Origin of the sequence: Methylobacterium mesophilicum (assembly GCF_036441335.1) — a bacterium.
Lineage (GTDB): Bacteria > Pseudomonadota > Alphaproteobacteria > Rhizobiales > Beijerinckiaceae > Methylobacterium > Methylobacterium mesophilicum_B.
On record NZ_MLBW01000034.1, the window covers coordinates 534,758 to 560,677 of the forward strand.

Consider the following 25,920-nt stretch of genomic DNA (forward strand, 5'->3'; position numbering starts at 1 on the left):
CTTCGGAGCGTCCTGCGCCCCGTCAGCGCGGCGGCGGCGCCCGCATGGCCGCACGGAGCGCCGCGTTGAGGAGGTCGAGCAGGTCGCAGCCGACATGCAGGAAGGCGGCCACGCCCGCCTGCTTGAGGGGCTCGGCCAGCTCCGTCGGTTTCCCGGCGAGGTAGACCGGTCCGGCGCCGGCCCTCGTGAGCGCCTCGGCGGTCGCGACCGCGCGCTCGGCGTAGATCCCGTCGGTCGAGCAGATGCAGGCGAGGCTGGCGCCGGATTCCCGGAACGCCCGCGCGGCCGCCTCGGCGTCGGGGAAGCCCTCATTCGACAGCGCCTCGAGACCGCCGGCCGCGAAGGCGTTGGCCGCGAAGGTCGCCCGGGCATTGAAGGCCGCCACCGGGCCGAGATTGGCCAGGAACACGACCGGCCTGCGCCCTGTCTTGGCGAGGAAGGCGTCCGAGGCGTCGCGCAGGGCCTCGTAGGGCTCGGCGAGGCGCTGGGACGGCAGCGCGTCGCAGGCGACCGCCGCGCCCGCGCCGAAATTGGATCCGGGCACCGCCGCCACGGGCGGCACGTCGAGCACCGTGACCGGCTTCTCGGGGAGGTTCGGGAACTCGCTCGCACCGGTGAGCGGCTCGCGGCGGGTCGCCACCGCCTTCGCGCGGGCCTCGCGGGTCACCTCGATCCGCCGCTGGAGCTTGCCGACGCTGAGCGAGGCGACGATGCCGCCCTCGGCCTCGATCGCCTGGAACGCCGCCCAGCCCGCCTCGGCGAGCTCGGCCGTCAGGACCTCGAAGCCGCCGGCACCGGCGGCGGGGTCGCTGACCCGCGCGAGGTGCGATTCCTCGATGAGCACGATCTGGCTGTTGCGCGCCACGCGCCGGGCGAAGGCGTCGGGCAAGCCGAGGGCCTGCGTGTAGGGCAGGACCGCGACGCTGTCGGCGCCGCCCATGCCGGCCGAGGCCGCCGCCATGCCGGTCCGGAGGATGTTCACGAACGGGTCGCGCTTGGTCATCATCCGCCACGCGGTCTCGGCGTGGAGCCGCAGCGGCTTCGGATCGAGGCCGCAGGCCTGCTCGACCCGCGCCCAGAGGCGCCGCATCGCGCGGAATTTCGCCACGGTCACGAACTCGTCGGCATCGGCCGCCAGCAGCACGGCGACGCGGTCGCGGGCGCTCGCGAGATCGTGACCGGCCGCTTCCAGGGCGCGCAGGTAGGCGACGGCGGTCGCGAGCACCGCGCCGAGTTCAGCCGCCTCGCCGGCGCCGCCCTCGTGGTAGGGCCGGCCGTCGGCCAGGAAGGCCCGACCGCGGAAACCCGCGGCCTCAAGCTCGGCCACGGCCTCGGCGAGGCGGGGGGCGATGTCGGTCCAAACGGCCCCGAGGCCGCCGGTGGCCGCCAGGATGCCGACCGGGTCAAGCCCCAGATCGACGTCGTACGTCGAGAGATCCTCGCCGCGGCGCTCCGCCAGCGCCCTGACCAGCCGGGCCACCTCCAGGCCGCGGCCCCCGGCGTCGATCCGCAGGCCGATCAGCGGCAGCATCACACCCTTCAGCGCGGCGTCGAACGCCTCGACGCTCGCCGCCGTCAGGCCGAAGCCGCGGGCGCCCGGCGCGCCCGCGAAGGCGAGCACGAGGGCGTCGGCGCCGCCTTCCAGGTCGGTCAGCGCCTGCGTGTTGGCCACGGCGAGGTCGGGATGGTCGACACGCTGGGCGATCCGCCAGGGTCCGGGCTCGCGCACCGGCTGCGCTACCGGCTCGGCCGGTCCGTAGAGCGGCTCGATCCGGAGGCCGTCTGCCGTGCGCGACACCAGCCGCTTCTCGAAATCGGCCCCCTTCAGGACGCCCTCGACGAGGCCGAGCCAGCGTGCGCGGTCTGCGGGCTCGAAGAGGTCGGCGAGCGGTCTGTCTTCCATCGGTGCGTCCCAGGGCGCGGCGTCTGCTGCACCGCTTTCACGCGTTTGCCTCGCACGCCGCTCCGCCGCTGGCAATCGCCCGATGGTTCAGGAAACCTCAAGCCGCGGATCACCGAATTTTGAGCGACGCGACCATGGCGACGCGACGGGCGCCCGTCACGCCCGGTCGTCATGCCGGAGCGATACCGGCGAGACCGGAACGGCCGGGCGGGGCGCCCCCCGTCAGCCGAGGATGATCAGGCCGGCGAAGCCGAGGGCGCCGACGATGATCCGCCACCACGCGAACAGCCAGAAGCCGTGGCGGGAGACGTAGTCGAGGAGAACCCGCACCACGAACAGCGCCGAGATGAACGACACGATGAAGCCGATCACGATCAGCCCGACGTCGTTGCTCGAAAGGTACTTGTAGTTATCGAGCAGGTCCTTGGCGAAGGCGCCCGCCATGGTCGGCATCGCCAGGTAGAACGAGAACTCGGTGGCCGAGCGCTTGTCGGCGCCCATCAGCATCGCGCCCACGATCGTGGCGCCGGACCGCGAGACGCCCGGGATCATCGCCAGGCACTGGAAGATGCCGATCTTCAGGTCCATCGGCAGTGAGAAGTCGTAGACGTCGGTCTTCTTCACCTCGAGGTCGGTGTCGTCGATGACGAGCAGCACGAGGCCGCCGGCCACCAGGGTCGCGCATACGATCCACGGGTTGAACAGGTAGGCCTTGATCATCTTCGAGAAGAGGCCGCCGATGATCGCCGCCGGCAGGAACGCCACCAGGATGCCGAGCACGAAGCGGCGCGCCTTCGGGTCGGACGGCAGCGCCGTGGCGATCCCCAGGAGGCGGCGGAAATACACCAGCAGGATCGCCAGGATCGCGCCGAGCTGGATCAGCACCTCGAAGGTGTTGTTGGGCGAGTGGAAGCCGATGAAGTGCCCCACCAGCAGCTGGTGGCCGGTGGACGAGACCGGGATGAACTCGGTCGCCCCCTCCACGAGGGCGAGCAGCACTGCCTTGCCGATGCTTGCCGGATCCATCGCGACGCCTTGTGCCGCGGGCGCGGCGGCCCCCGTCGGGCCGCCGCCTGCCACGCGAAATGGTTGTACCCGAGGCTTCGCCGATCAGGGTTGACGGGCAGTTACCGGGCCGGGCCGCGCGTGTTAAGGGCTCGGCAACGGTCGGGCAATAACGCTCGGTCCGAAGTCCTGCGCGCTGAAGACCGGCGCTCCGGGACCCACGACGAGCGCGGGACCGGCCGCGCTGGCAGACCGAACGTCCCGCACGGCCTCGATGGCAACCCTCTACCATTTCCCCTTCTGCGCGAATTCCCGGTTCATCCGTCTCGTGCTCGCCGAGATGGGCATGGAGCCGACGCTGTTCGAGGAACGGCCCTGGGAGCGGCGCGACGACTTCCTGCTGATCAACCCGGCGGGCGTCACACCCGTGCTGCTGGAGCAGAACGGCCTCGTCGTGCCCGGTGCCGGCGTCATCGCCGAGTATCTCGACGAGACCCGCGGGCTCGGTCTCTCCGGGCGGCGGATGCTGCCGGAGGACACGGTCGAGCGCGTCGAGGTCCGGCGCCTGCTCGACTGGTTCCTGGTCAAGTTCGAGTCCGAGGTGACCGCCTACCTCGTCAACGAGAAGATCTCGAAGCGCTTCATGTCGGCGAGCGAGGGCGGCGGCCCGCCCGACATGAACGCGATCCGCGCGGCGCGCTCCAACGTGCGCTACCACCTCAAATACATCGGCTACCTGATCGCGCGGCGGCGCTGGATCGCCGGCGACAACCTGACCTATGCCGACCTCGCGGCGGCCGCCCATCTCTCCTGCGTCGACTACTTGGGCGACGTGCCCTGGGACGAGGACGAGATGGCGCGGAACTGGTACGCGCGGGTCAAGTCACGGCCCTCGTTCCGCGCCCTGCTGGCCGACCGTGTGGCCGGGATGGCGCCGGCCGCCCACTACGCGGATCTGGATTTCTGAACGCCCGACGCATCCACCACGGCGCCGACCTGCGCCGCCTCGTCGAGACCCGGGCCCGGACGCTCGGGTTCTGCGGCCTGCGCGTGACCCGGCCCGACCGGCTGCCCGACCTGCCGGGCCGCCTGTCCGCCTGGCTCGCCGAGGGCGCCCAGGGCACCATGGCCTGGATGGCGGATCGGGCCGACCAGCGCGCCAGCCCGATCGCGCTGTGGCCCGGTCTGCGCAGCATCCTGGTCCTGGCGATGAGCTACCGGCCGGAGCACGATCCCCTCGACCTCGTGGCGCGCCGCGACCGCGGTGCCGTCGCCGCCTACGCGCAGCGGCGGGATTATCACGAGGTTTTGAAGGGCCGCCTGAAAGAACTGGGTGGATATCTGTCGGCCAAGGGCGACGTGCGGGTGAAGGTCTTCTGCGACACCGCCCCCGTCATGGAGAAGACCCTCGCGGAGGCGGCCGGGCTCGGCTGGCAGGGCAAGCACACGGTGCTGATCTCGCGCGGGCACGGCAACTGGCTGCTCCTCGGCGCGATCTACACGAGCGCGGAATTCGAGCCCGACCCGCCGGAGCCGGACCATTGCGGCTCCTGCCGCGCCTGCCTGGACGTCTGCCCCACCGACGCCTTCCCGGCGCCCTACCGGCTCGACGCCCGGCGCTGCATCTCGTACCTCACGATCGAGCATGCCGGGCCGATCCCCGCGGCGTTCCGGGCGGCGATCGGCAACCGGGTCTTCGGCTGCGACGACTGCCTGGCCGTCTGTCCGTGGAACAAGTTCGCCCGCACCGCGGCTGAGAGCCGCCTCGCCGCGCGGGCGGACCTGGCAGCCCCGGCCCTCGCGGATCTGGCGGCCCTCGACGACGCGGCGTTCCGCGCCTTCTTCGCCGGCACGCCGGTGAAGCGTACCGGGCGCGACCGCTTCCTCCGCAACGTCATGATCGCGATCGGCAATTCGGGCGAACCCGCTCTGGCCGAGGCGGCCGTCGTGCGGCTGCGCGACCCGTCCCCGCTGGTGCGCGGGATGGCGGTCTGGGCCTGCGGCCGGCTGCTGGAGCCCGGGGCCGTGCGCGCGCTCCGGCGGCAGCACGGTGATTCCGAGAGCGACGCCCATGTGCGCGACGAGTGGCGGGCAGCCGGCGGCTTGACGGAACCGCGGGCGGACGAGACATCCGCGGCATGAATCTCTTCGTTTTCGGGCTCGGCTTCACCGGCCGTCGCTTCGCCGAGCGGGCACGGGCGCGTTTCGGGACCGTCCGCGCCACCGTCACCGACCCGGCAGCCGCCGACCGCGTCGCGGCGGAGACGGGCTTCGCCATGCGCGCCTTCGGGCCTCAGGCCGACGATCCCCGGATCGCCGCGGACCTCGCCGATACGGACGTGCTGCTCGTCTCGGCGCCCCCCGGCGAGGCTGGCGACCCGGTCCTGGCCCGCTACGCCGACACCGTCGCGGCGAGCCGGATCCGGTGGATCGGCTACCTGTCGACTATCGGCGTCTACGGCGACCAGGGCGGCGCCTGGATCGACGAGACCGCGCCTGCGACCCCGCGCAGCGCCAGGTCCAAGGTGCGCCTCGACGCCGAGTCGGCGTGGCTGGCCCTCGGCGCCGCGACCGGCAAGGCCGTCCAGGTGTTCCGGCTCTCGGGTATCTACGGGCCCGGGCGCAACCCGATCGTGAAGCTGCGCGAGGGCCGCTCGCAGCGCATCGTGAAGGCCGGGCAGGTCTTCAACCGCATCCACGTCGACGACATCGCCACGACGCTGCTCGCCTCGATCGACCGGCCGCGGCCGGGGGCGATCTACAACGTCACCGACGACGAGCCGGCCGCGCCCCAGACCGTGACCGAGCACGCGGCGGCCCTCACCGGGCTGCCGCTGCCGCCCGAGATCGATTTCGAGACCGCCGACCTGTCGCCGATGGCACGCAGCTTCTACGGCGAGAACAAGCGCGTCCGGAACCGGCTGATCCGCGACGAACTCGGCGTCGCGCTCGCCTACCCGACCTATCGCGAGGGGCTCGCCGCCCTCAAGGACCAGTCCTGATCAGGCCTCGAGGTGGCGCGGCCGGACGAGGCGGCGGAGCAGGCCGTCGCGGGGGCCGACCATCATCGAGGCGACGTAGAGGGCGCCGGCCGCCAGCACGATGGCCGGCCCGCTCGGCACGTCGTACCGGTACGACAGGCTGAGCCCCGACACGCTCGCCAGGGCGGCGATCAGCATCGAGACCGGGATCAGCCCGGCGAGGTCGCGGGCCCAGAACCGGGCCGCTACCGCCGGCAGCAGCATCAGCCCCACCGCCAGCAGCGTGCCGAGGGCCTGGAACCCGCCGACGAGATTCACCACCACCAGCGCCAGGAAGGCGAGGTGGACCGGGCCGCCGCTGCGGCTGACGCTGCGCAGGAACAGCGGATCGACGCATTCCATCACGAGCGGCCGGTAGATCAGGGCTAGGGCTAGGAGGGTCAGGGTGCTGATGCCGCCGAGCAGCCACAGCGCGGCGTCGTCGAGCGCCAGGACCGAGCCGAACAGGAAGTGCATCAGGTCGATCTGCGAGCCGCGCAGGGAGACCAGCAGCACGCCGGCGGCGAGCGAGATGAGGTAGAACGCCGCGAGGTTGGCGTCCTCCCGCACGACGGTCGCCCGGGTGACGGCACCCGCCAGGAGGGCGACCGCGAGACCCGCGACGAGGCCGCCCAGCGTCATCGCTGGCAGCGACAGGCCGGCGACCAGGAAGCCGACCGCCGCCCCGGGCAGGATCGCGTGGCTCATCGCGTCGCTCATCAGGCTCATGCGGCGCAGCGTCAGGAACACGCCGATGGGCGGCGCCGAGACCGAGAGCGCGAGGCAGCCCGCCAGGGCCCGGCGCATGAAGCCGAACTCCACGAACGGCGCGAACAGGGATCCGAACGGATCGGTCACGCGGCGTCCTCATGGTGGTGATGGCCCGCGCCGCCGTGGTCGTGCGCCCGCGCCGCGATCTCTCGCGGACCGGCGCAGACCGCCGCGCCCTCGTCCCAGGCCTCGGACAGGTTGCGGGCGCGCGCGAGGTTCTCGGCCGTCAGGACCCGCGCGGTCGGACCCCAGGCCACGGGCTCCCGGGCGAGCAGCAGCGTCGTCGGGAAATGCGCGCGGACCTGCTGGAGGTCGTGGAGGGCCGCGACCACGGTCCGCCCCTCGGCGTGCCACGTGCGGATGAGCGCCAGGAGATCGTCCACCGTCCGCGCGTCGATGCCGGTGAACGGCTCGTCGAGGAGCACGACCGGGCAGTCCTGCAGGATCAGCCGGGCGAACAGGGCGCGGCGGAACTGCCCGCCCGACAGGGTGCCGATCGGCCGCGCCGCGAAGCCGTCGAGCCCGACCGCGGCCAGCGCCGCCTCGATCGCCGGGCGCCGCCGGGCGAGGCTGCGCCACGCCCCGGCGCGCCGCCACAGGCCCATGCCGGCGAGGTCCATGACGGTGAGCGGGAAGCTCCGGTCGATCTCGTCCACCTGCGGCATATAGGCGAGGGCGCCGGCGCGCTCGATGCGGCCGTCCAGGCAGCGGATCTCTCCGGCCATGCCCTTGAGGAGCGTCGACTTGCCGGCCCCGTTCGGTCCGACCAGGGCGAGCAGGTCGCCGGCCCGCACGGACCCGTCGAGGTGGTGGACCGCCGGATGCCGGTCGTAACCGAGGGTGAGACCGACGAGGCGGATCGGATCCGGTCCGCTCACGGGGCGAGCGCCCAGGCGATGGCCAGCCAGACCAGCGCCGAGAGCAGAGCGGCGAGCGCCAGGCGCAGGCCGATCCCGCTCTGGAACAGCGATCGCCGCGCCGCGTGTCTCGGGCTGGGAATGGTCGGCACGGAGTCCTCGTCGCGCACGCGGGCCGGCGCGGGCACCGCCCGGGGCTACTGGTGCGGTGCTGGGCGGCGGTGATACACTGTAACAAACCCGTGGGACAACCTGCGGATCACGTCTGGAGCAATCATGCACCGTCACGAGGGTCACGACGCGTGCCACGCCGGCACCGGTGACATGCTCGCGCGGGCCGAGGCCCTGTGTCGCGAGCGCGGTCTTCAGTTCACACCCCTGCGCCGGGAGGTACTGGAAGCCGTCGCGGAGGCCGGGAAGGCCCAGGGCGCCTACGACATCGCCGAGCGGCTCAGCGCGCCGGGCAAGCGCGTGGCCCCGGTCTCGGTCTACCGCGCCCTCGACTTCCTCATGGATCAGGGGCTGGTCCACCGGATCGCGAGCCGGAACGCCTTCATCCCCTGCGCGCACGGCCACGCGCCCGGAGAGGGGGTCATCTTCCTGATCTGCCGCACCTGCGGGGGCGTGGACGAGGCCTCGTCGGAGGAGGTCGAGGGCAGCCTGGGCCGCACGCTCGAGCGGGCGGGGTTCACCCCGACCCACAGCATCCTGGAGGTCGAGGGCGATTGCGGCGCCTGCCGGGGTCGGAAGCCGGCGACCTGAGGCGCGTCGCCCGGGCCGCGCAACCCGGCGCCCGTGATGGTCTGGTCCCCGCCGGCCGCCGGTCAGAAGGCGTTCTGGTACGCGCGGCGCGAGACCACAGTCTGGATCATGATCTGGATGTCGAACCAGATCGACCAGTTGTCGATGTAGTGCAGGTCGCAGGCGACGCGCCGCTCCATGGCGAGGTCGGTCTGCGTCTCGCCGCGGTAGCCGTTGACCTGCGCCCAGCCGGTGATCCCGGGCTTCACGTTGTGGCGGCGGGCGTAGAGGGCGATCCGGCGCTCGAAGCTGCGGTCGTGCGCCAGCGCGTGCGGGCGGGGACCGACCAGCGACATCTCTCCGCGGAGGACGTTGATGAGCTGGGGCAGCTCGTCGAGGTTCGTCCGGCGCAGGATCGCGCCGATCCGGGTGATCCGGCTGTCGTTCCGGGTCGCCTGCCGGAACGCGGCGTTCGGATCCGCCCGCATCGACCGGAACTTGAAGACGCCGAACGGCTGCTGGTTGAAGCCGTAGCGCTTCTGCCGGAAGAAGACCGGACCGGGGCTGTCCAACTTGATCGCCACCGCGATCGCGGCGAGCAGCGGCGACAGCGATACGAGAGCGATGGTCGCCACCGTCAGGTCGAGGGCGCGCTTCAGCATGACCTCGCCGACGTTGAGCGGCCGACGGCCGATGTTGATCCCCGAGACGCCGCCGACCCGGGCGACCTGCAGGTCGGGGAACCGGTCGAGGACCGCGCCGGGACGCAGGTGCAGGGCCGAGGGTACCCGCAGGAACGCGTCGATGCAGCGCTCCACCTCCGCGGTGTCGGCCCAAGGCACCAGGACGAAGACGTCGTCCGGGCGCAGGAAGCGCACGACCGAGACGGCGAGGTCGAGATCTTCCTGCAGCTGGTCGTGGCGCGTGGCCGCGTCGGCGCCGGGATCGACGCGCCGCAGGTAGCTCGTCCCGATGATCCGCGAGCCGAGCTGGTCGACTTCCTTGCCGGCGTAGAAGCGCGCGATGTCCTCCTCGTAGCCGACGAGGTGGATCCGGCTGGCAGTGGCCGAGCCGGCACTCAGGCGATCGCGTACGAGCCGCCGCACCGCGGCCCGCGCCCCGATCAGGACCGGCAGTCCCGCGACGAAGATCCCGAGCGAGACGAGCCGCGAGTAGTCATTGGTCGTCTTCGTCATGAAGCTGACGACGAGCACGGCGGCCCAGGCGACGAGCCAGAGGGAGGTCACGCGCTGGACGCCCGGCTTCTGCGCCATGACGTTCTCGAGGCTGTACTCCTGGCGCAGGACGTTCGCGGCGACGATCACCAGCGCGAGCAGCGCCGACAGCCTCAGGCCGCGGACGAGACCCGCCCACACCGTGCTGTCCTGGGCGATGACGTGGTAGGCGCATTCGAGGCCCAGAGTCACCGCCACGATCGCCGCGAGATCGGTCGCGGCCAGCGTCGTGGACAGAGCGATCCGCGCCAGCGCCCGTCCGCGGCGCGGCAGCAGGGCCGACCACACATTGCGGCGGCGCTCCGCCGAGGTCGGCAGCGCCTGAAACGTCTCCGGAAGCCGATCGTGAAACATCTGACCCGCAACGTCCCGTCTTAGTCGGACTCTGTACCAGTCTGAGACACGAAAGGTTTCAGCGCCGCCTGGTGACGGTCACGGAGCAAGCCGCGGGCCCCGCGGGTTCGCGTTCGCAGTCACGGAGGAAGGCTGCGACTTAGGGCCTGCCTCCGGACGTGGCAATACATAGTTAATGCTGAGTGACTGTTCGGCGCAGCCGGAGCGCGCCGGCTTCGATAGAGAACCGCTTTCGCCGGAGCTATTTCAATTCACGCGGGTTTCTTGCCTCACGCATTCAACCGCGTCGGCGACCGCGGGCGACCCCGGCCCCTGGGAGGCCGGGGTCTGCCGCGATCAGACGGCGTCCGCGTCCTGGCGGGCCTCGGCGGTCCCGCCGACTGTCTGGATCGTCTCGAAACCCTCGAATTGCGGGTGGCCGAGATACAGGGGCTTGGTCGTGGGCACGCGGCCGTGCGCCTTGCGGAACTGCTCGGAGCGGGTCCAGGCCTCGAAATCCGCGCGTGATCGCCAGATCGTGTGCGAGGCGTAGAGCACGTGGTCCTCGTGCTCGGGTCCGCGGAGCAGGTGGAACTCCACGAAGCCCTCCATCTCGCCGAGGTGGCTGTCGCGCCCGAGCCAGACGGCCTCGAAATCCGCCGTCGCGTCCTTAACGACCTTGAAGCGATTCATCGCGATGAACATGCGAGTCTCCTGCGCGGTACCGAACCTACAAGCCTCTGTGCTCCTAAGGGGAACGCCCGCGCGGCGACAAGGCGCACCTTAAGAGCATTCCAGACCTCGGCATCGACATTTGAGCAACAATGTTGCAAAGATGTGTGGGCTTAAACTAGAAGCTGTAACCTTTGACTTGCGAAGCTTGACAACTTGGTGTCCTACTGCGCCGCGGTTCACCTGTGCCGGCATCAGGTCTATAGCCGGGCCGCGGCACGGAGTACCGGCAACCTGGCGTGCAGGACATGCGACTTAGGGGCGGGCGGTGAAGCGGCGCGACAGCGAGGCGAAGACACCGCGTCCGCAGGAGGATGCAGCCCACGCCATGGAAAAGGATTCCTCCGGCCAGACGATGCCGAAACAGACCACCGACGTCGATCGTCTGGTCGGCATCCGGATCACCGCCCTGCGCAAGGCGCGCGGCATGAGCCAGACCGCGCTCGGCAACGCGGTCGGCGTGACCTTCCAGCAAGTCCAGAAATACGAGAAGGGCCAGAACCGGGTCGGTGCCGGTCGGCTGCGCGAGATCGCGCGCCTCCTCGAGGTGCCGGTATCCGCGTTCTTCGAGGAGAGCGAGCCGCGGGAGAACGCTCAGGAGGACGTGTTCGGCTTCCTCAGCGCCCACGGCGCCATCGAGCTGCTGCGCGCCTACGCGCAGATCGAGGACGAGCAGATGCGCCGCGACGTGCTCGCGCTGGTCCGCAGCGCCGCGCGCCTCGCGCAGAACCGCGCGCCGGCCCCGACGACGGATCCGGCCTGACAGGCGCACGACGCCGGCTTCTCCGCCAGCGCGCCCGGAGCGGCTCCGCCGAGGTCGGCGTCACGGCGGATCGGTCGCGATCAGGTGGAAGAAGCTGCCGGTGACGGGTCCGACCCGGTGGCCGGCCAATCCCAGATCGACACCTTCGGCATCCGACACGCGGGCGAGCGCCGTTGCCTCGGGCGCGATCGGCGAGAGCTCGCTGGCGTAGTGGAATTCGTGCCCGACGAGGCGCGTCCCCGCGGCACCGAGCAGGCCGGAACCGCACAGCCGCGCGACGCGGTAGCCGAGATGCAGCTTGCGCCGGTGATACGAGGTCGCGACCGGCAGCAGTCCGGCCATGGGATGGGTGGCGCCGTCGGCATCCTGGAGCGTCTGCCCGAGGACCATGTAGCCGCCGCACTCCCCGTGGACCGGCCGGGTCCGCGCGAAGCGGCGCAGGCCGTCCAGGAACCGCGTCGCACCGGCGAGCCGACCGGCGTGCAGTTCCGGATAGCCGCCGGGCAGCCAGCAGGCGTCGCAATCCTCGGGCGGTCCCTCGTCGGCCAGCGGCGAGAACGGCACGAGCTCGGCGCCGGCCATCCGCCAGCCGGTCTCGAGATGCGGGTAGAGGAAGCTGAACGCCGCGTCCCGGGCGACGGCCACGCGCTGTCCCGGCGGCCGGGGCAACTGGCCGCCGGAGGCCGGCACGGCGCCGCCCGCGCAGGCCGTCACCGCGTCGAGGTCGATGCCCGCCTCGGCGAGATCGGCGAGCCGGTCGAGACGGGCGGCGAGGTCCGCGGTCTCGCCGGCCTGCACGAGTCCGAGGTGACGCTCGGGCAGGACCAGCTGCGCGTCACGCATCAGCGCGCCCAGCACCGGCAGACCGGCGCGCTCCATGCCGGCCTCCACGAGGCGCCGGTGGCGGGCGCTCGCCACCTTGTTGAGGATCACGCCGGCGATCCGGATGCGGGGATCGTAGAGGGTGCAGCCGAGCGCCACGGCTGCGGCCGATTGCGCCGCGCCCGACACGTCCACCACGAGCACAACCGGCCAGCCGTAGCGCGCGGCGATGTCGGCATTCGCCCCGGTGCGGTTCTCGGCCGCTCGGACACCGTCGAACAGGCCCATCGACCCCTCGGCGATCACCAGGTCGGCCGCCGCCGCCGTCGCGCCCGCCAGGGCGTCGAGGAGCGGCGGCGCCATGGCGAAGCTGTCGAGGTTGAAGCTCGGATGGCCGGTCGCGGCCTGGTGGAAGGCCGGGTCGATGTAGTCGGGGCCGCACTTCGCGCCGCGCACGAGCAGGCCGCGCCGCGTGAGGGCGCGCATCAGCGCGAGAGTGACGGTCGTCTTGCCGGAGCTGGAGCGCGGCGCCGCGACGAGGAGGCCGGGGGCGCTCACGATCGCGACCCCAACGTGCCGCCGGGCCGGTAGCGCCGGTCGTAGTCGGGCGCGTAGAGCGCGCTCTCGCGGAAATCCGCGGCGCCGAGCGCCGGCCCGACCAGGATCAGGGCGGTGCGCTCCAGGCCGGCCTCCGCGACGAGCCCGGGCAGCGCGGCGAGGTCGCCCACGAGCGCCCGCTCGTCCGGCCAGGAGGCGCGGAACACCGCCGCCGCCGGGCAGGACGAGCCGTAGAAGGGGATCAGCTCGGCGGCGACGGCCTCGACGACGTGGATCGACAGGTGGATCGCCAGGGTCGCGCCGGTGGCCGCGTAGGCCGCCAGCGTCTCCCGTTCGGGCATGGCGCTCGCCCGCCCGGAGGTGCGGGTGAGGACCACGCTCTGCGCCACGCCCGGCACCGTCAGCTCCCGGCGCAGCAGCGCGGCCGCCGCCGCGAAGGCGGGGACACCCGGCGTCACCGTGTAGGGAATGGCCAGCGCGTCGAGCCGGCGCATCTGCTCGGCCAGGGCGCTCCAGATCGACAGGTCGCCGGAATGCAGGCGCGCGACGTCCTGGCCGGCCGCGTGCGCCGTCCGGATCTCAGCCAGGATGGCGTCGAGGTCGAGGGGCGCCGTGTCGATGATCCGGGCGCCGGGCGGGCACCAGCCCAGGATCTCGGGGGCGACGAGCGACCCGGCGTAGAGGCAGACGGGGCAGGCCGCGATGCGGTCGCGCCCGCGCACCGTGATCAGGTCGGCCGCGCCGGGGCCGGCGCCGATGAAGTGGACGGTCATGATTCCCGTGTCGTGTCGTATCGGACGGCCAGGGCGCAAGTGGCCCCGCCGCTCGCGATCCGCGGCAGGGCGAGGCGGCTCCGGGGGCCCGCGCCGGCGAGGGCCGCCNGCGACGACGGCGAGGTCCGGGGCGCCGAGCGCGACGGCGTTGCGGCGGATCCGCTCGGCGCGGTCCGGCCTCCCCTCGATCGCCGTGGCGCGCAGGCTCGCGTGGCGCAGCATCCACTCGATCGCGATCGAGCCGGCGCCCGCACCGACATCCCAGAGATGCTGTCCCGGATGCGGGCGCAGCGCCGACAGGGTCAGGGCCCGGATCTCGGCCTTGGTCAGCTGCCCGTCATTCTCGAACAGGTCGTCGTCGAGGCCAGGCGCGAGGGGCAGGGCGCGGCCGGCGCCCGCCACCGCGAGCGCCACCGTGTTCAGCGGATCGAAGTCGGCGCCGTCGAACGCGTCGGCGCGGAGGGTGCGGACGCGCTCGCGCGGCCCGCCCATCGCCTCGAGCACGGTCAGCGTCGACGCGCCGAAGCCCCGGTCGCGCAGCAGGGCGGCGAGGGCGCCGGGCGTCGTGCCGTCCCACGACAGGACGAGCAGCCGCGCCCCCGGCTGGAGATGCGGGACGATCCGGGTCAGCGCGCGACCGTGGAGCGTCACCAGCGCGCACTCGGCGAGCGGCCAGCCGAGCCGGGCGCAGGCGAGGCTGAAGGCCGAGGGCTGCGGGAAGGCACGGATCTCGTCCGCCGGCACCAGCCGCGCGATCTCGGCGCCGATGCCGTAGTGGAACGGGTCGCCCGTGGCGAGGATGCAGGTCGGCCGGCCGCGCCGCGCGAGGATCTCCGGATAGGCCTCGTGGATCGGGCTCGGCCAGGGCCGCGCCTCCCCGTCGAGGGGCCCCGCGAGGGCGAGGTGGCGCCGGCCGCCGTAGACCACGCGGGCGGCGTCGAGCGCGGCGGCGGCGGACGGCGTCAGCCCGGTTCGGCCGTCCTCGCCGATCCCGACGATCGACAGCCACGGGGCGCTCGACAGCGAGTCAGCGCTCATGGACAAGGCGCCCATGAACACGCCGCCCCCGACCACCGGCACGATGCGGATCCTGATCCTCGGCGGGACCGGCGAGGCGAGCGCCCTGGTCCGGTCGCTCGCGGGGCAGGCGGATCGCGCCGTGACCCTCTCGCTGGCGGGCCGGACGGCGGCGCCGAAGCCCGAGCCTGTCCCGACCCGGATCGGCGGGTTCGGCGGCGCCGAGGGGCTCGCCCGCTACCTGGAAGCCGAGGCGATCACCCGCCTGATCGACGCGACCCACCCGTTCGCCGCGCGGATGTCGGCCAACGCCGCGCGCGCGTCGGACCTGACGGGCGTGCCGCTCCTCGCGATCCGCAGGCCGGCCTGGGGCCGGGAGCCCGGCGACGCCTGGGTCGAGGTCGACCGGATGGAGCAGGCGGTCACAGCCCTCGGCCCGGAGCCCCGGCGCGTGTTCCTGACCATCGGCCGGCAGGAGGCCGGGGCCTTCGCGGCGGCGCCGCAGCACAGCTATCTCGCGCGGACGGTCGAGCCGCTGGGCGGGATCCTGCCGGTGCCGCATCTGACCGCCCTGGAAGCCCGCGGGCCTTTCGACGCCGCGTCCGAGACGGCCCTGATGCGGGCGAACCGGATCGAGATCGTGGTCAGTAAGAACGCCGGCGGCGCGGCGACCTACGGCAAGATCGCGGCGGCGCGCGGCCTCGGCATCCCGGTCGTGATGGTGCGGCGGCCGGGCAAGCCCGACGTGCCGAGCGTCGCGGACGCCGCGGGCGCGCGCCGCTGGCTGGACGCGGGCGATCACGCCGGTCCCTCGACCATGCGGGCGGTGTAGACGAAGGGCGGCCGGCCCGCGCGCGGGATCAGCCGCGTCGTCGAGGCGCCCAGGATCACCATCGTGGCCATGTCGGCCGGCACCGCGGGCGCCTCGGCGAGGGTCGCGACGCGGATCGCCTCGTCCGGCCGGCTGACGGCGCGGGCGAACATCACGGGCGTCTCGGGCGCGCGGATCCCGGCCGCGATCTCCAGTGCCGCCCCGAGCTGCCAGGGCCGGGCGGACGAGATCGGGTTGTAGAGCGCCACCACGAAATCGGCACGCAGCACCGCCTCCAGCCGCGCGGTCACGACCGGCCAGGGCTTCAGGTTGTCGGAGAGCGAGAGCGCGCAGAAATCGCCGCCGAGCGGTGCCCCGATCCGGGCCGCGGCGGCGAGCATCGCGGTGATGCCCGGCTCGACCGAGATGGCGAGGTCGCGCCAGCCGGGCTCGCCGTACTCGACCGCCTCGAACACCGCCGCCGCCATGGCGAAGACCCCGGGATCGCCGCCGGACACGACCGCGACCCGGCGGCCGGAGGCGGCGAGCTGCAGCGCGTGGCGCGCCCGGTCGACCTCCACCCGGTTGTCGCTCGCGTGCCGGACAAGGCCGGGACGCTCGGGCACGCGGGCCACGTAGGGGAGGTAGCCGACGACGTCCTCCGCCGCGTCGAGTGCCCGGCGGGCGGATTCGGTCAGCAGGGCCGCGTCGCCCGGCCCGAGGCCGACGACGGTGAGGCACCCACTCACGGCCGGCGGCCCTCTCCGGGCAGGAGCACCATCGAGAAATAGGGCGCCTCGTCGTCGGCCTTGTCGGCCAGCATCACGACCCGCTCGCCCGCCATCGTGCCGCGCTCCACATAGACCGCGCGCGCGAGCAGCCCGGCGGCCGACAGGGCGGCCCGCACCTTCGGCAGGTGCCGCCCGAGTTTCATCACCACGGCCGCGTCCGTGCCGCGCAGGCGCTCGGTCAGCGCGCCGAGCGACAGGGTCGCCGGCAGGACGGTGAGGACGTCGTCGCCCCAGGTGATCGGCGTGCCGGCCCGGGTCCAGCAGCCCGACATGCCGGTGACGCCCGGTATCACCTCCACGGGGAAGCGGTCCTTCAGGCGCCGCCACAGGTGCATGAACGAGCCGTAGAAGAAGGGATCGCCCTCCGACAGGATCGCGACGTCCCGCCCGGCGCCGAGGTGATCGGCGAGCTGCCCGGCCGCGTCGTCGTAGAAGCCGGCCAGCGCCGCGACGTAGTCGGGGTGCTCGGGATGGATCTCGGTCGTGTACGGATAGGCGAGGGCCATCTCGCGGGACGGGTCGCGCAGGATCGCGTCCGCGATGGTGCGCGCGTTGCCGCGCCGGCCGCGCTTGCAGAAATGCACGAGCACGGGCGCGCGCGTCAGGATGCGCTGCGCCTTGACGGTCAGCAGCTCCGGATCGCCCGGACCCATGCCAACGCCGTAGAGCGTGCCGGTCACCGCGGCCGCGGGGATTTCCTCGGTCGGGCCGTCGAGGCGCTCGAAACCGTCCATCACTCGACCTCGCTGGCGAGCGCGTTGACCGCCGCGGCCGTCATGGCGCTGCCGCCGCGCCGCCCGTGCACGACCACGAACGGCACGCGGCCGTCCCGCGCCAGGGCCTCCTTCGACTCCGCCGCGCCGACGAAGCCGACCGGGATGCCGATCACCGCGGCGGGCGGCGCCACGCCGGCATCGAGGAGTTCCAGGAGCCGGAACAGCGCGGTCGGGGCGTTGCCCACCGCCACGACGCTGCCCGGAAGGTGCTCCCGCCACAGCTCCATGGCGGCCGCGGACCGGGTCGTGCCGAGACTCTTGGCGAGATCCGGCACGCGCGGGTCGCCCAGGGTGCAGATCACCCTGTTGTCGGCCGGCAGGCGGGCCCGGGTGACGCCGTCGGCGACCATGCGGACGTCGCACAGGATCGGCGCGCCGGCCTTCAAGGCTGCGACGCCGGCCTCGGCGAAACCGGGCGCCATCTCCACGTCGGCCGGCAGGTCGGTCATGCCGCAGGCATGGATCATGCGCACGACGACGCGCTCGGCGGCGCCCGACCAGCGCCCGAGATCGGACTCGGCGCGGATCATCGCGAAGGAGCGCGCGTAGATCGCGTCGCCGTCGCGGATGTAGTCGTAGCGGGACGGGGACTCGTGGGCCGCGGCCGGCTCCGATCCTGTCTGGCGCAGGGCGTTCTGGCTCGCGCTCATGCCGGTCTCCTGGTCCTCCCGCACTCTGAAGAGGCTGTTTCCGGCGCGAAGGCGGCGGAGAGCCCGTCGATCTCGGCCCTTCCTAGCCGCTCCAGCACGGCCTCGATAGGGAGATCCATCGCCGGCTCATCGCCGGGCGCGCCCCCGATCACCACGCCGTACAGCCCGTTCCGGCCGACGAGGGTCAGGTCGGCGGGGCCCGGCCGCGCGCAACCCTTGGCGCAGCCCGAGACATGCGCGGCGCGGCCCGACGCCGCGAGGGCAGCGAACGCGTCCGCGAGGCGTGCCGCGTCCGCGAGCGTCGGGGTCGATCCCGAGGCGCAGCCCGGCGCCCCCGTGCAGGCCGCGATCGCGCGGCGCGGATCGTCGGGACCCACGATGAACTCCGCCGCGAGCGCCGTCGTCGCCGCCGCATCCGAGATCGGGGCCGGCACCAGCATCACGAAGCCGCGCGTGGGGGAGAGGCGGATCTCGTCGGCCCCGAGCGCGGCCGCCGCGGCAGCGATCCGATCGAGGGCGTCGGCGGTGCAGCGTCCGAAGGGCGCGTCGACGGCGACGCTCCGAAGGTCGCGCGCGCCCGCCGGACGCGCCGGCCCGCGTTCCCGAGCGACGGCCCGGTGCACCTGTACCGGTTCGACGGGGGGCTTTCCCGACGGAAGCGCCTCGGTGAGCGCGGTCAGCTCGTCGTCCGAGAGGTCGCGCATCCGGCGTCTGCCGGTTCGCGCGAAGGCGCCGAGCAGAGCTGCCACAAGGCCGGGCGCCGCGTCCTCCTCGCAGGTCAGGAGCGTCCGCGGGGTCTCACCCTGCCCGACCGCGATCGCGACGCGGCCCGGCGCCTCGGCGGCGACGCAGAGATCCGCCTCCGGCACCGCCCGGCCGGGGCGACCCTCGACGACGACCAGGGTCTTGGCCGGCAGCCCCGGGATCGCGAGCCCCGCGGTCTCGATCGCACCGGCGAGGGCCGGAACGTCGATCGTCTCGTCCGGGTCGTGGCCGGCCAGGGGGCTCGTGAGCGTCAGGCGCTGGGGGCCGCCGTCGGCACGCACGTCGCCGAGGCCCCGGCCGGCGAGCCACTTCAGGCTCGACACGGCCATCGGCAGCACGCCGATCCCGCGGGCCCGGAGCGCGGCGGCGAGGGCGACGAACGGGGCGGTGTCGCCGCCGAGCACGGCGGAGCGGTAGATCAGCAGGAGCGCGACCGGAACCGCGGTCCCGCCCGCACCGGCGAGCGGGACCGCGGTTCCGGCCGCCGCGAGGGCCGTCTCGAGGGGCAGAACCCCGCAGCCGGGGCACCAGGGAAACCCGCGCGGGAGCGGCTGCGGCGGCTCGATCGGGCCGTCGGCACCCAGGCGAATCGCCAGGCTCCGCAGCATCCGCCGCAGGTTGTCGGGCCCGCCGGCGCGGAAATAGGCGTCGAGCTGACCGGCGAGGTCGGGATCGGTGGAGAAGGACGCGAGGCGCGGGTCCGGCCGGTCGTCGCCCGGCAGCACCGCGAGGACGACGCCGTGCGTCCGCGCGGCCTCGGCGCAGCGCTCGATCCCGTAGCGCCAGTAATCGAGCCCGCCCAGGCAGCGGATCACCACGACCTTGGCGCGGGCCACGACGCGCTCGACGTAGAGGTCGACCGAGAGCGGATGCCGCAGCTTGGCGAGCTTCGCGAGCCGCAGGCTCGGCAGGCCGGGCTCCGCGGCGTGGGCCTGCCCCACCGCCGCGAGGTCGCTGTCGGTGAACGACAGCACCACGAGGTCGCCGGGCTCCTGCCCGAGATCCACGGCCGCCTCGCCCTCGTCGNCGAGGACGACGCCGTGCGTCCGCGCGGCCTCGGCGCAGCGCTCGATCCCGTAGCGCCAGTAATCGAGCCCGCCCAGGCAGCGGATCACCACGACCTTGGCGCGGGCCACGACGCGCTCGACGTAGAGGTCGACCGAGAGCGGATGCCGCAGCTTGGCGAGCTTCGCGAGCCGCAGGCTCGGCAGGCCGGGCTCCGCGGCGTGGGCCTGCCCCACCGCCGCGAGGTCGCTGTCGGTGAACGACAGCACCACGAGGTCGCCGGGCTCCTGCCCGAGATCCACGGCCGCCTCGCCCTCGTCGAGGGAGACGGCATCGATGCGCACGAGGTGCACCGCGGCGGCCCCTAGAGCGAGTCCGGGCGGGCGTGCGCGACCGGCCTCATCCCGCGAGGGCCGCCGCGACGGCGTCCTTGTCGAAGCCCTTGAGGCCGATCACCACCAGCGTCCCGTCGCGGGCTTCCCCGGCCCGCCAGGGGCGGTCGAAATGATGGGTCACGCGCCGGCCGACACCCTGCACCACGAGGCGCATCGGCTTGCCCTCGACCTCGGCGAAGCCCTTGATGCGCAGGACGCCGGCGGCCTCGGCCGCCGCCTCGACCCGGGCCGCGAGATCTCCCGCGGTCACCGCCGGGCGCACTGGCAGCGCCACGGTCTCGAAATCGTCGTGGTCGTGGTCCTCGCCCTCGCCGTGATGCGAGGGGCGGGCGTCGAGATCGTCCTCGGCGGCCGCGCCGAGGCCGAGCAGCACCCGCGGGTCGATGGCGCCGTTCTCGGTCTCGACCACCTTCACGGCGCGGGGGAGGTGCCCCTCCACCTCGGCGCGGACCCGCGCCCGGGTCGCGGCGTCGATCAGGTCGGCCTTGTTGACGACCACGAGATCGGCGCAGAGGAGCTGGTCCTCGAACACCTCTTCCAGGGGGTTGTCGTGGTCGACCGACTGGTCGGCGGCCCGCTGGGCCGCCAGGGCCTCCGGATCCTCCGCGAAGGCGCCCGAGGCCACCGCCGGGCCGTCGACCACCGCGACCACGCCGTCGACGGTCACCCGCGAGCGGATCGCCGGCCACTGGAACGCCTGGACCAGCGGCTTCGGCAGGGCGAGGCCGGAGGTCTCGATCAGGATGTGCTCCGGCGGCTCGGCGCGGCCGAGCAGGGTCTCCAGCGCCGGCACGAAATCGTCCGCGACCGTGCAGCAGATGCAGCCGTTCGGCAGCTCGACGATGGCGTCCTCGGTGCAGCCCTCGACGCCGCAGGCGGCCAGGAAGGACTTGTCGAAGCCGATGTCGCCGAACTCGTTCACCAGGATGGCGAGGCGGCGCCCCTTGGCGTTCTCGACCACGTGGCGGACGAGGGTGGTCTTGCCGGCCCCGAGGAAGCCGGTGACGATGGTGCAGGGGATCTTGTTCACGAGGGTCATTCCGCGGGCTCCAGGGTGCCGGCGGGGACCGGGCGGAGTTCTGGGAAAGGGGGGATGCGGGCGATCACGCCCTTGCGGAACGCCTCCGGACGCTCGCGCCAGGGCACGATGCCGTCCGGGGTCGCCGCGTAGGCTGCGAGACCGCCGAGGATGATCTCGGCCGAGGCGGCCGGATCCATGTCGCCGTAGACGTAGGTCCAGCGGTCGGCCGCGGCGACCGCCACGGTGCAGGGCCGCTTGCAGACCGACAGGCACTCCACCGCCTCGACCCGCAGGTCCGGCGTACCGCCGCTCCGCGACCGGAGCGCCTCCAGCAGGCGGGCCCCGGCACGGGGGCCGTCCGGGTCGTCGTCCGGGCGCCGACAGGTGGTGCAGACGTAGAGAACGGTCTCAGGCACGGGCCGCTCCCCGATCCGCTGCGCGGGCGAAGGCCTGCCACGCCCAGCCGAGCCCCAGCCCGATCAGGATCCAGAACACGAAGCTGATCGCGAGCGACCGCGCGGCGAACTGGGCGGCGAGCGCGGCCGGAAGCTCCGACGCGGCCTCGGGTGCCTGCGGGGCACCCACGACGTGCGGGGCGATGATCAGGACGAGCCCGCCGAGGATCGTGATCAGCGCGCGGCGGATCGTGATCAGGTAGAGCCCCATCCCGGTCGCCGCGGCGGTCATCACCCACCACGCCTGGCGCGTCGCGAGCGGGGCCGCCGCGCTGCCGGGCAGTTCCGGCGGCAGGCCGAGGCCTGGCGCGAGGGCGACGCTGGCGAAACCCGCCACCGCGAAGGCGAGGCCGACCTGCGGCGTGGGTTCACGGCCGCAGGCGAGCATCACCGCGCCGAGCAGCAGCGCGTAACCGACGCCGCCCACGAGGGTTGCGAGCCCGGTGAAGGCCATCCGCGGCAGGCCGGGCGCGGGCTGCCATTCCGGTGCGGCGTCGGGCGCGGCGTGGTCGTGCCCGGCATGGGCCAGCACGATCGGGAGTGCCCTGACCGGGAGCGCCTTGGCAGCCCGGTTCGGCGCCTCCTGCTGCTCGTAGCGCTCGGCCGCGACGATCAGCGGCGAGGTCAGCGTCAGTTCGAGACCCGTCACGACGGCAGCCGCGAAGAAGCCGGCGGCGAGGGCCGCCGACAGGAGCCGGATGATCATCCCTGGTCCGGGGACGTCAGTGGCAGGGGAAGTTCTGGGTATGCCGGAAATCGTGCGCCGCGTTGTGGAGCGCGATCGCCGGCGAGAAACCCGCCATGAACAGCAAGCCGAGGCCCAGCACGGCCGCGAGCGCGACGGCGATGGGGCGCTCCGACGCGCGGGTGTCGGCGGCGACGGGGGCGAGGGTTTGCGTCGTCATCAGAAGCGTCTCCAGCCGCCCCACCGGCGGCATTGCGGGATCCTGTCGCGACGGCAGGTCTCCTGGCTTGCGGCTCGACGCGCCCACCGCCTTCCCGGATCGCTCCGGTGGCGCATGGCGGGCGCTCGCCGCTCACAGTTGCGGGGGCAGCCGCGGAATCGGGGCCTCAAACCCCTCACCGCATTCCCTTTTCACCCCGTCTCCGGGGCACCGTCGCCCGGCCGTTGTAGACGCATGGCCGCCGGGACACAACGGAGCGGCGCCGGATCGCGGCCGATTCCCGCGCCCGGGGCGGACTTGACGGCCGCGCCCCGGAGCGGGCACCGCCGCATCCGATACCCGCCCGGCCCCGGCGCGGGCGCTGAATTCCCGGAGACCCGATGGCGCCGACAGACGATCCGAGACCGGTCCTCGTCGATCTCGCGGCCGGCCGTGACCCGCGGATCGTATCGGACGCGGGTACGAGGTGGCTCGAGATCGACCTCGGCGGCCGGTTCCCGATCCACTCCGTCGCCCTGCGGCCGGGGGAGGGGGCGGCTCCCCCGGAACCCGGCGACGTCGCGGTCACGGTCTCGCAGGATGGCGTGACGTGGACCGAGCCGGACCTCGCCGGCTGGACCGCGACCCCGGACGCCCTCGTCGCCGCGATCGTCCCGGACGAGCGGGCCTGGGCGCTGGCGGTCCGGGTCGCCGCGCCCGAGCCGGCCCGGATCGCCGGCATCGGCGTAAGGGCCGAAGAGGCCGCGGTCGACCTGATCACCCTGCGGGCGATGCTCGGCCTCGACGTGACGCTCCTGAACGAGAAGCCCGGCGCCAACGTCTACGTCACCTACGCGCTCCAGTCGGCGCCCGAACGCGCCAGCCACGCCCTGGTCGGCCTGTCGCTGTTCGAGAACGGCGCCTTCGGCAACTGCCTCGTCCAGTACATCATCGCCGTGTCGATCGCGAAGGCGCTCAACCTGAAATACATAAAGGTGCCCAAGGTCGACCGCAGCAAGGTGATCTTCCTGACCGAGCGGCTGACCTGCGACGGCATCACCTTCATCCCGCCGGACGAGCCGCTGCCGGCGGACGGCTACTTCCTGTCGGGCCTGTATTTCGACCCGACGCAGTTCGAGCGCGTGACCGCGCTGCGGGGGCCGACGGATTCGCGCGCGATCGTGCAGAGCGTGATCCGGCCGCTGTTCAACGGCCTGCCGACGACCTTCCCGGCGAAGCCCGACGACCAGCTCCTGATCCACATCCGATCGGGCGACATCTTCAGCACCTGGGTCGATCCGCACTACCCGCAGCCGCCCCTCGCGTTCTACCGGATGGTCATCGACCGGCTCCTGGCCGAGGACCGGATCCGCTCGGTCAAGCTCGTCTTCGAGAACAGGCTGAACCCGGTCATCGCCGAGGTTGAGGCGTACGCGGAACGGCGCGGTCTGCCGGTCGAGACCCAGAGCGAGTCGCTGATCTCCGACGTCGCGGCGCTGGTGAACGGCCGCTACCTCGTCTTCGGGCTGGGGACCTTCGGGCCGGGAATCTGCCACCTCTCGGACCACGTCGAGCAGGTCTTCTACTTCGCGTCGAACTGGCCGCAGGGCTTCCAGTCGATCCCGACCATCGGGAAGGTGGTCGAGGTCCGCGATCTCGAGGGCCGCTACATGAAGGTCGGCGAGTGGCAGAACACCGACGCGCAGCGCCGGACGATGGTGGCGTACCCGGCCGAGGCCCTCGCCTTCGACGACGCGTGACCGGCGCGGCAGGTCGGAAGCGCTACGGCGCCGTCCGGAGACGCTCGGCGGGCGCTCCGGCCGGACGGGTCGAGCCGGCGTCGCGCACCTTCAGGGCGTCCGTGTACATCCGTTCCACGTCCGTCCGGAAGGCGGCGCGCGAATCCGGACGCGTGTAGAACATGTGCCCGCCCGGATAGACCGCGAGACTCAGGCGGCCGGCGGCGTAGGCCGGGACCTGCGCCAGCAGGAGCTTCGAGGCGAAGTAGGGCGTCACCAGGTCGGTGAACCCGTGCGCCACGAGGACGCGCAGGTGCCCGTCGAGCGCCAGATCGCCCTTCAGGTTGGACAGGACCTCCGGGGCTTGCCGGCCCGAGCCCCAGCTCCAGCCGCGATTGACCGCGTTGTTCAGGAGCTCGTAGCGCATGTTGGTCACGGGCCATTTCAGCGTGCGCGCGTAGAGGTCGAGCATCGCGCTCGTCAGCGGCGCCTGCAGGGCGGTGAGCTGCGGATCCTCGAAGCTCGACTGGGCGGCATCCGGGTTCGGGTCCCAGCCGGTGATGCCGGTGTCGTAGGCGCTGGTCACGCGGCCGTCGGCGCGGTCGATCTCGCGCTGGACGCTCCGGGTCGAGAGGCGCGCCGCCTGGGCGCGCACCAGGGCTGGGTCGAGGCCGACGAGGGGCGCGACCTTCTCGGTCATCCGGGCGACGGCGGCCGTGTCGCTCGGACCCTTCAGCAGGTCGCTCAGGTACGGGCCCGAGGCGTAGGCCTCCGCGTCGCCGAGCAGGGTTGGCGTCGGCACCGTGCCGGCCCGCTCGAGGGCGCCGGCCGCCAGCGAGGGCAGCTTCAGCACGTAGCCCCACGGGTTGGCCCGCGGCGTCTCCAGCCACGCGAAGTCGAGCACCGGCGAGAGCAGCACCATGCCGGACAGGCCGACGCCGATCTCCTCCTGGAGCTTCTCGGCGACCAGCGGGCCGCGGAAGCCGCCGTAGCTCTCGCCGACGAAGAACTTCGGGCTCGCCATGCGGTCGTTGACGCGCAGGTAGCGGGCGATGGTCGCCGCCAGGGTCGAGGCATCGGAATCGATCGACCAGTAGGCCTTGCCGTTCCCGTCCGCGGCCCGGCTGTACCCGGTCCCCACGGGGTCGATGAAGACCAAGTCGGTGAAGCCGAGCCAAGTCCCGTCGTTGGGCGTCAGCGTCACCGGCTGCGACGGGCTGATGCTGTCGCCGCCGACCGGCAGCCGCCAGGGCCCGATCGCCCCGATGTTGAGATAGGCCGACGCGGCGCCCGGGCCGCCGTTGACCGCGAAGGTGACCGGACGCTCGCGGCCGGCCTGCGGCGCCATCGTGTAGGCGACGTAGGCGATCTCGGCCTGCAGCTTCCCCGCCTCGTCGACCAGCGGCAGGCTGCCAGCGGTGGCGGTGAAGTCGAGGGTCCGGCCGTCCGGCAGCGTCACGCTCTGCTTCGTCGTCGAGTCGGGTGGCAGGCGCCGTCCCTCCGGCCCGCGCTGCGCCGGCTTGCTCTCCGCCGGATGGCCGTGCGGCGCGTCCTGTGCGTGGGCGACCGGGGGCGCGGCGAGCGCCAGGGCGAGGGCGAGCGCGGCGCGCCCGAGACGTGCGTGGGGGGGCACCATCAAGCCTTCTTGTTCCAGCGTCCGGACTCGTCCTGCTGCCAGTAGGCCACCGCGTGACCGGCGTCCTTGGCCTGCTTCCACTGCTCGCGGGCGCGCAGGAGCGCGTCCTGATCGGTCCCGTCGAACAGGATGCAGATCCGCTCGTACTGCCCGGCGTCGGGCGGCAGGTCGGCGCCCTCCACGAGGAAGCGGATCGAGGCCGCGTTGGGATTCACGTCCCGGAGCGTGAGCACCACCGGCTGGCTCGCGGCGTCGGGCTCGCGGTCGGTGCCGTGCGGCAGGAAGCTCTCGTCGGAATAGGTCCAGAGGTGGTCGTCGAGCGCCTGCAGGCGCTCCTCGCTCGCCGCCTGGATCGCGGCCTGCCAGCCGCGGTCCAGCGAGCGCTCGACGAGGTTCGGCAGCACCTTCTCCAGGGGCTGCCGCTGCATGTGGTAGAAGAGGATCTCGGTCACGGCACCGAGG

General features: G+C 73.1%; 25 protein-coding genes, 2 pseudogenes and 1 riboswitch. Of the genes and pseudogenes, 7 read left to right on the plus strand and 20 right to left on the minus strand.

Annotated features, from left to right (window positions below; all coding sequences use genetic code 11):
* Window positions 1-22: 22 nt before the first annotated feature.
* The gene (locus MMR14E_RS23230; protein WP_331317548.1) at window positions 23-1,903 is read right to left on the minus strand and encodes a methylmalonyl-CoA mutase subunit beta; all 1,881 of its coding nucleotides are present in this window, start codon (window positions 1,901-1,903) and stop codon (window positions 23-25) included.
* Window positions 1,904-2,125: 222 nt separating this feature from the next.
* Window positions 2,126-2,929 (minus strand): undecaprenyl-diphosphate phosphatase, encoded by an 804-nt coding sequence (locus tag MMR14E_RS23235; RefSeq protein WP_331317550.1) that lies wholly within the window; start codon window positions 2,927-2,929, stop codon window positions 2,126-2,128.
* Between the two features lie 253 nt (window positions 2,930-3,182).
* Here MMR14E_RS23235 and MMR14E_RS23240 point away from each other — a divergent pair, with 253 nt between their 5' ends.
* Genes MMR14E_RS23240 through MMR14E_RS23250 form a run of 3 tightly spaced genes read left to right on the plus strand, consistent with a single transcriptional unit; the run spans window position 3,183 to window position 5,910 of the window.
* Complete coding sequence (locus tag MMR14E_RS23240; RefSeq protein WP_331317552.1) at window positions 3,183-3,875, plus strand: glutathione S-transferase family protein; 693 nt, start codon at window positions 3,183-3,185, stop codon at window positions 3,873-3,875.
* A 29-nt stretch (window positions 3,876-3,904) separates the two neighbouring features.
* Window positions 3,905-5,050 (plus strand): tRNA epoxyqueuosine(34) reductase QueG, encoded by a 1,146-nt coding sequence (gene queG / locus MMR14E_RS23245; RefSeq protein ID WP_331318626.1) that lies wholly within the window; start codon window positions 3,905-3,907, stop codon window positions 5,048-5,050.
* The gene (locus MMR14E_RS23250; RefSeq protein WP_331317554.1) at window positions 5,047-5,910 is read left to right on the plus strand and encodes an SDR family oxidoreductase; all 864 of its coding nucleotides are present in this window, start codon (window positions 5,047-5,049) and stop codon (window positions 5,908-5,910) included. Before queG ends, MMR14E_RS23250 begins: the two co-directional genes overlap by 4 nt.
* On the opposite strand, the gene MMR14E_RS23255 is transcribed toward MMR14E_RS23250, so the two are convergent.
* The 3 genes from MMR14E_RS23255 to MMR14E_RS23265 are packed head-to-tail and all read right to left on the minus strand — an operon-like array spanning window position 5,911 to window position 7,708.
* Window positions 5,911-6,735, minus strand: a complete 825-nt coding sequence (locus tag MMR14E_RS23255; RefSeq protein WP_051123769.1) for a metal ABC transporter permease — start codon at window positions 6,733-6,735, stop codon at window positions 5,911-5,913. It lies immediately after the preceding gene.
* Between the two features lie 47 nt (window positions 6,736-6,782).
* A complete protein-coding gene (locus MMR14E_RS23260) occupies window positions 6,783-7,577 on the minus strand; it encodes an ABC transporter ATP-binding protein (protein WP_331317555.1) in 795 nt (264 codons plus the stop codon).
* A complete protein-coding gene (locus MMR14E_RS23265; protein WP_331317556.1) occupies window positions 7,574-7,708 on the minus strand; it encodes a hypothetical protein in 135 nt (44 codons plus the stop codon). Before MMR14E_RS23265 ends, MMR14E_RS23260 begins: the two co-directional genes overlap by 4 nt.
* A gap of 124 nt (window positions 7,709-7,832) precedes the next feature.
* Between MMR14E_RS23265 and MMR14E_RS23270 the strand changes: the two genes are divergently transcribed.
* Complete coding sequence (locus tag MMR14E_RS23270; RefSeq protein WP_331317558.1) at window positions 7,833-8,318, plus strand: transcriptional repressor; 486 nt, start codon at window positions 7,833-7,835, stop codon at window positions 8,316-8,318.
* 62 nt (window positions 8,319-8,380) lie between these two features.
* On the opposite strand, the gene MMR14E_RS23275 is transcribed toward MMR14E_RS23270, so the two are convergent.
* Both MMR14E_RS23275 and MMR14E_RS23280 read right to left on the minus strand, forming a co-directional pair.
* Window positions 8,381-9,886 (minus strand): undecaprenyl-phosphate glucose phosphotransferase, encoded by a 1,506-nt coding sequence (locus MMR14E_RS23275; protein WP_331317559.1) that lies wholly within the window; start codon window positions 9,884-9,886, stop codon window positions 8,381-8,383.
* Window positions 9,887-10,222: 336 nt separating this feature from the next.
* Window positions 10,223-10,570 carry an antibiotic biosynthesis monooxygenase gene (locus tag MMR14E_RS23280; protein WP_331317561.1) on the minus strand — a complete coding sequence of 116 codons (348 nt, stop codon included), beginning with the start codon at window positions 10,568-10,570 and terminating at the stop codon, window positions 10,223-10,225.
* A 355-nt stretch (window positions 10,571-10,925) separates the two neighbouring features.
* Here MMR14E_RS23280 and MMR14E_RS23285 point away from each other — a divergent pair, with 355 nt between their 5' ends.
* The gene (locus tag MMR14E_RS23285) at window positions 10,926-11,360 is read left to right on the plus strand and encodes a helix-turn-helix transcriptional regulator (RefSeq protein WP_331317563.1); all 435 of its coding nucleotides are present in this window, start codon (window positions 10,926-10,928) and stop codon (window positions 11,358-11,360) included.
* A gap of 60 nt (window positions 11,361-11,420) precedes the next feature.
* On the opposite strand, the gene MMR14E_RS23290 is transcribed toward MMR14E_RS23285, so the two are convergent.
* The 3 genes and pseudogenes from MMR14E_RS23290 to cbiE form a co-directional block, all read right to left on the minus strand.
* Window positions 11,421-12,743, minus strand: coding sequence for a cobyrinate a,c-diamide synthase (locus tag MMR14E_RS23290; protein WP_331318628.1), 1,323 nt, complete (start codon window positions 12,741-12,743; stop codon window positions 11,421-11,423).
* Window positions 12,737-13,513, minus strand: a complete 777-nt coding sequence (cobM, locus tag MMR14E_RS23295) for a precorrin-4 C(11)-methyltransferase (protein ID WP_331318630.1) — start codon at window positions 13,511-13,513, stop codon at window positions 12,737-12,739. The genes MMR14E_RS23290 and cobM overlap by 7 nt, the downstream gene beginning before the upstream one ends.
* A gap of 105 nt (window positions 13,514-13,618) precedes the next feature.
* A pseudogene (gene cbiE, locus MMR14E_RS23300) lies at window positions 13,619-14,551 on the minus strand (precorrin-6y C5,15-methyltransferase (decarboxylating) subunit CbiE); the annotation flags it as partial.
* On the opposite strand from cbiE, the gene MMR14E_RS23305 reads away from it, so the two are divergent.
* Window positions 14,550-15,362: a cobalt-precorrin-6A reductase gene (locus MMR14E_RS23305; protein ID WP_331317565.1), complete on the plus strand. Its 813-nt coding sequence runs from the start codon at window positions 14,550-14,552 to the stop codon at window positions 15,360-15,362. The pseudogene cbiE and the gene MMR14E_RS23305 sit on opposite strands and share 2 nt — an antisense overlap.
* On the opposite strand, the gene cobJ is transcribed toward MMR14E_RS23305, so the two are convergent.
* The 8 genes and pseudogenes from cobJ to MMR14E_RS23345 form a co-directional block, all read right to left on the minus strand.
* The gene (cobJ, locus tag MMR14E_RS23310) at window positions 15,329-16,090 is read right to left on the minus strand and encodes a precorrin-3B C(17)-methyltransferase (RefSeq protein WP_331317567.1); all 762 of its coding nucleotides are present in this window, start codon (window positions 16,088-16,090) and stop codon (window positions 15,329-15,331) included. The two genes, MMR14E_RS23305 and cobJ, sit on opposite strands and share 34 nt — an antisense overlap.
* Window positions 16,087-16,866 carry a precorrin-2 C(20)-methyltransferase gene (locus MMR14E_RS23315; protein WP_331317568.1) on the minus strand — a complete coding sequence of 260 codons (780 nt, stop codon included), beginning with the start codon at window positions 16,864-16,866 and terminating at the stop codon, window positions 16,087-16,089. The genes cobJ and MMR14E_RS23315 overlap by 4 nt, the downstream gene beginning before the upstream one ends.
* Window positions 16,866-17,558, minus strand: a complete 693-nt coding sequence (locus MMR14E_RS23320) for a precorrin-8X methylmutase (protein WP_331317569.1) — start codon at window positions 17,556-17,558, stop codon at window positions 16,866-16,868. The genes MMR14E_RS23315 and MMR14E_RS23320 overlap by 1 nt, the downstream gene beginning before the upstream one ends.
* A gap of 1,073 nt (window positions 17,559-18,631) precedes the next feature.
* Window positions 18,632-19,672, minus strand: a pseudogene (locus tag MMR14E_RS23325) (cobaltochelatase subunit CobN); the annotation flags it as partial.
* 55 nt (window positions 19,673-19,727) lie between these two features.
* Window positions 19,728-20,762: a cobalamin biosynthesis protein CobW gene (gene cobW, locus MMR14E_RS23330; RefSeq protein ID WP_012320061.1), complete on the minus strand. Its 1,035-nt coding sequence runs from the start codon at window positions 20,760-20,762 to the stop codon at window positions 19,728-19,730.
* Window positions 20,759-21,160, minus strand: coding sequence for a DUF1636 domain-containing protein (locus tag MMR14E_RS23335; protein WP_331317571.1), 402 nt, complete (start codon window positions 21,158-21,160; stop codon window positions 20,759-20,761). Before MMR14E_RS23335 ends, cobW begins: the two co-directional genes overlap by 4 nt.
* Window positions 21,153-21,905 carry a CbtA family protein gene (locus MMR14E_RS23340; protein WP_331317572.1) on the minus strand — a complete coding sequence of 251 codons (753 nt, stop codon included), beginning with the start codon at window positions 21,903-21,905 and terminating at the stop codon, window positions 21,153-21,155. The genes MMR14E_RS23335 and MMR14E_RS23340 overlap by 8 nt, the downstream gene beginning before the upstream one ends.
* Window positions 21,906-21,921: 16 nt before the next feature.
* Complete coding sequence (locus MMR14E_RS23345) at window positions 21,922-22,104, minus strand: CbtB domain-containing protein (RefSeq protein WP_331317574.1); 183 nt, start codon at window positions 22,102-22,104, stop codon at window positions 21,922-21,924.
* A 34-nt stretch (window positions 22,105-22,138) separates the two neighbouring features.
* A riboswitch (cobalamin riboswitch) is annotated at window positions 22,139-22,334 on the minus strand.
* A gap of 150 nt (window positions 22,335-22,484) precedes the next feature.
* Between MMR14E_RS23345 and MMR14E_RS23350 the strand changes: the two genes are divergently transcribed.
* Window positions 22,485-23,843 carry a discoidin domain-containing protein gene (locus tag MMR14E_RS23350; RefSeq protein WP_331317575.1) on the plus strand — a complete coding sequence of 453 codons (1,359 nt, stop codon included), beginning with the start codon at window positions 22,485-22,487 and terminating at the stop codon, window positions 23,841-23,843.
* Window positions 23,844-23,865: 22 nt separating this feature from the next.
* Here MMR14E_RS23350 and MMR14E_RS23355 read toward each other — a convergent pair whose 3' ends face one another.
* Together MMR14E_RS23355 and MMR14E_RS23360 are read right to left on the minus strand one after the other, a co-directional pair.
* Window positions 23,866-25,458, minus strand: coding sequence for a S10 family peptidase (locus MMR14E_RS23355; protein ID WP_331317577.1), 1,593 nt, complete (start codon window positions 25,456-25,458; stop codon window positions 23,866-23,868).
* Window positions 25,458-25,910 (minus strand): DNA polymerase III subunit chi, encoded by a 453-nt coding sequence (locus tag MMR14E_RS23360; protein WP_331318631.1) that lies wholly within the window; start codon window positions 25,908-25,910, stop codon window positions 25,458-25,460. The genes MMR14E_RS23355 and MMR14E_RS23360 overlap by 1 nt, the downstream gene beginning before the upstream one ends.
* Window positions 25,911-25,920 lie beyond the last annotated feature (10 nt).

What these genes read in the sequence shown, in the direction of transcription:
- MMR14E_RS23230 (WP_331317548.1), bottom strand. Translation starts at nt 1,903, where the DNA reads ATGGAAGACAGACCGCTCGCCGACCTCTTCGAGCCCGCAGACCGCGCA.
- MMR14E_RS23235 (WP_331317550.1), bottom strand. Translation starts at nt 2,929, where the DNA reads ATGGATCCGGCAAGCATCGGCAAGGCAGTGCTGCTCGCCCTCGTGGAG.
- MMR14E_RS23240 (WP_331317552.1), top strand. Translation starts at nt 3,183, where the DNA reads ATGGCAACCCTCTACCATTTCCCCTTCTGCGCGAATTCCCGGTTCATC.
- MMR14E_RS23250 (WP_331317554.1), top strand. Translation starts at nt 5,047, where the DNA reads ATGAATCTCTTCGTTTTCGGGCTCGGCTTCACCGGCCGTCGCTTCGCC.
- MMR14E_RS23255 (WP_051123769.1), bottom strand. Translation starts at nt 6,735, where the DNA reads ATGCGCCGGGCCCTGGCGGGCTGCCTCGCGCTCTCGGTCTCGGCGCCG.
- MMR14E_RS23270 (WP_331317558.1), top strand. Translation starts at nt 7,833, where the DNA reads ATGCACCGTCACGAGGGTCACGACGCGTGCCACGCCGGCACCGGTGAC.
- MMR14E_RS23275 (WP_331317559.1), bottom strand. Translation starts at nt 9,886, where the DNA reads ATGTTTCACGATCGGCTTCCGGAGACGTTTCAGGCGCTGCCGACCTCG.
- MMR14E_RS23280 (WP_331317561.1), bottom strand. Translation starts at nt 10,570, where the DNA reads ATGTTCATCGCGATGAATCGCTTCAAGGTCGTTAAGGACGCGACGGCG.
- MMR14E_RS23285 (WP_331317563.1), top strand. Translation starts at nt 10,926, where the DNA reads ATGGAAAAGGATTCCTCCGGCCAGACGATGCCGAAACAGACCACCGAC.
- cobM (WP_331318630.1), bottom strand. Translation starts at nt 13,513, where the DNA reads ATGACCGTCCACTTCATCGGCGCCGGCCCCGGCGCGGCCGACCTGATC.
- MMR14E_RS23305 (WP_331317565.1), top strand. Translation starts at nt 14,550, where the DNA reads ATGGACAAGGCGCCCATGAACACGCCGCCCCCGACCACCGGCACGATG.
- MMR14E_RS23315 (WP_331317568.1), bottom strand. Translation starts at nt 16,866, where the DNA reads ATGGACGGTTTCGAGCGCCTCGACGGCCCGACCGAGGAAATCCCCGCG.
- MMR14E_RS23320 (WP_331317569.1), bottom strand. Translation starts at nt 17,558, where the DNA reads ATGAGCGCGAGCCAGAACGCCCTGCGCCAGACAGGATCGGAGCCGGCC.
- cobW (WP_012320061.1), bottom strand. Translation starts at nt 20,762, where the DNA reads ATGACCCTCGTGAACAAGATCCCCTGCACCATCGTCACCGGCTTCCTC.
- MMR14E_RS23340 (WP_331317572.1), bottom strand. Translation starts at nt 21,905, where the DNA reads ATGATCATCCGGCTCCTGTCGGCGGCCCTCGCCGCCGGCTTCTTCGCG.
- MMR14E_RS23345 (WP_331317574.1), bottom strand. Translation starts at nt 22,104, where the DNA reads ATGACGACGCAAACCCTCGCCCCCGTCGCCGCCGACACCCGCGCGTCG.
- MMR14E_RS23350 (WP_331317575.1), top strand. Translation starts at nt 22,485, where the DNA reads ATGGCGCCGACAGACGATCCGAGACCGGTCCTCGTCGATCTCGCGGCC.
- MMR14E_RS23355 (WP_331317577.1), bottom strand. Translation starts at nt 25,458, where the DNA reads ATGGTGCCCCCCCACGCACGTCTCGGGCGCGCCGCGCTCGCCCTCGCC.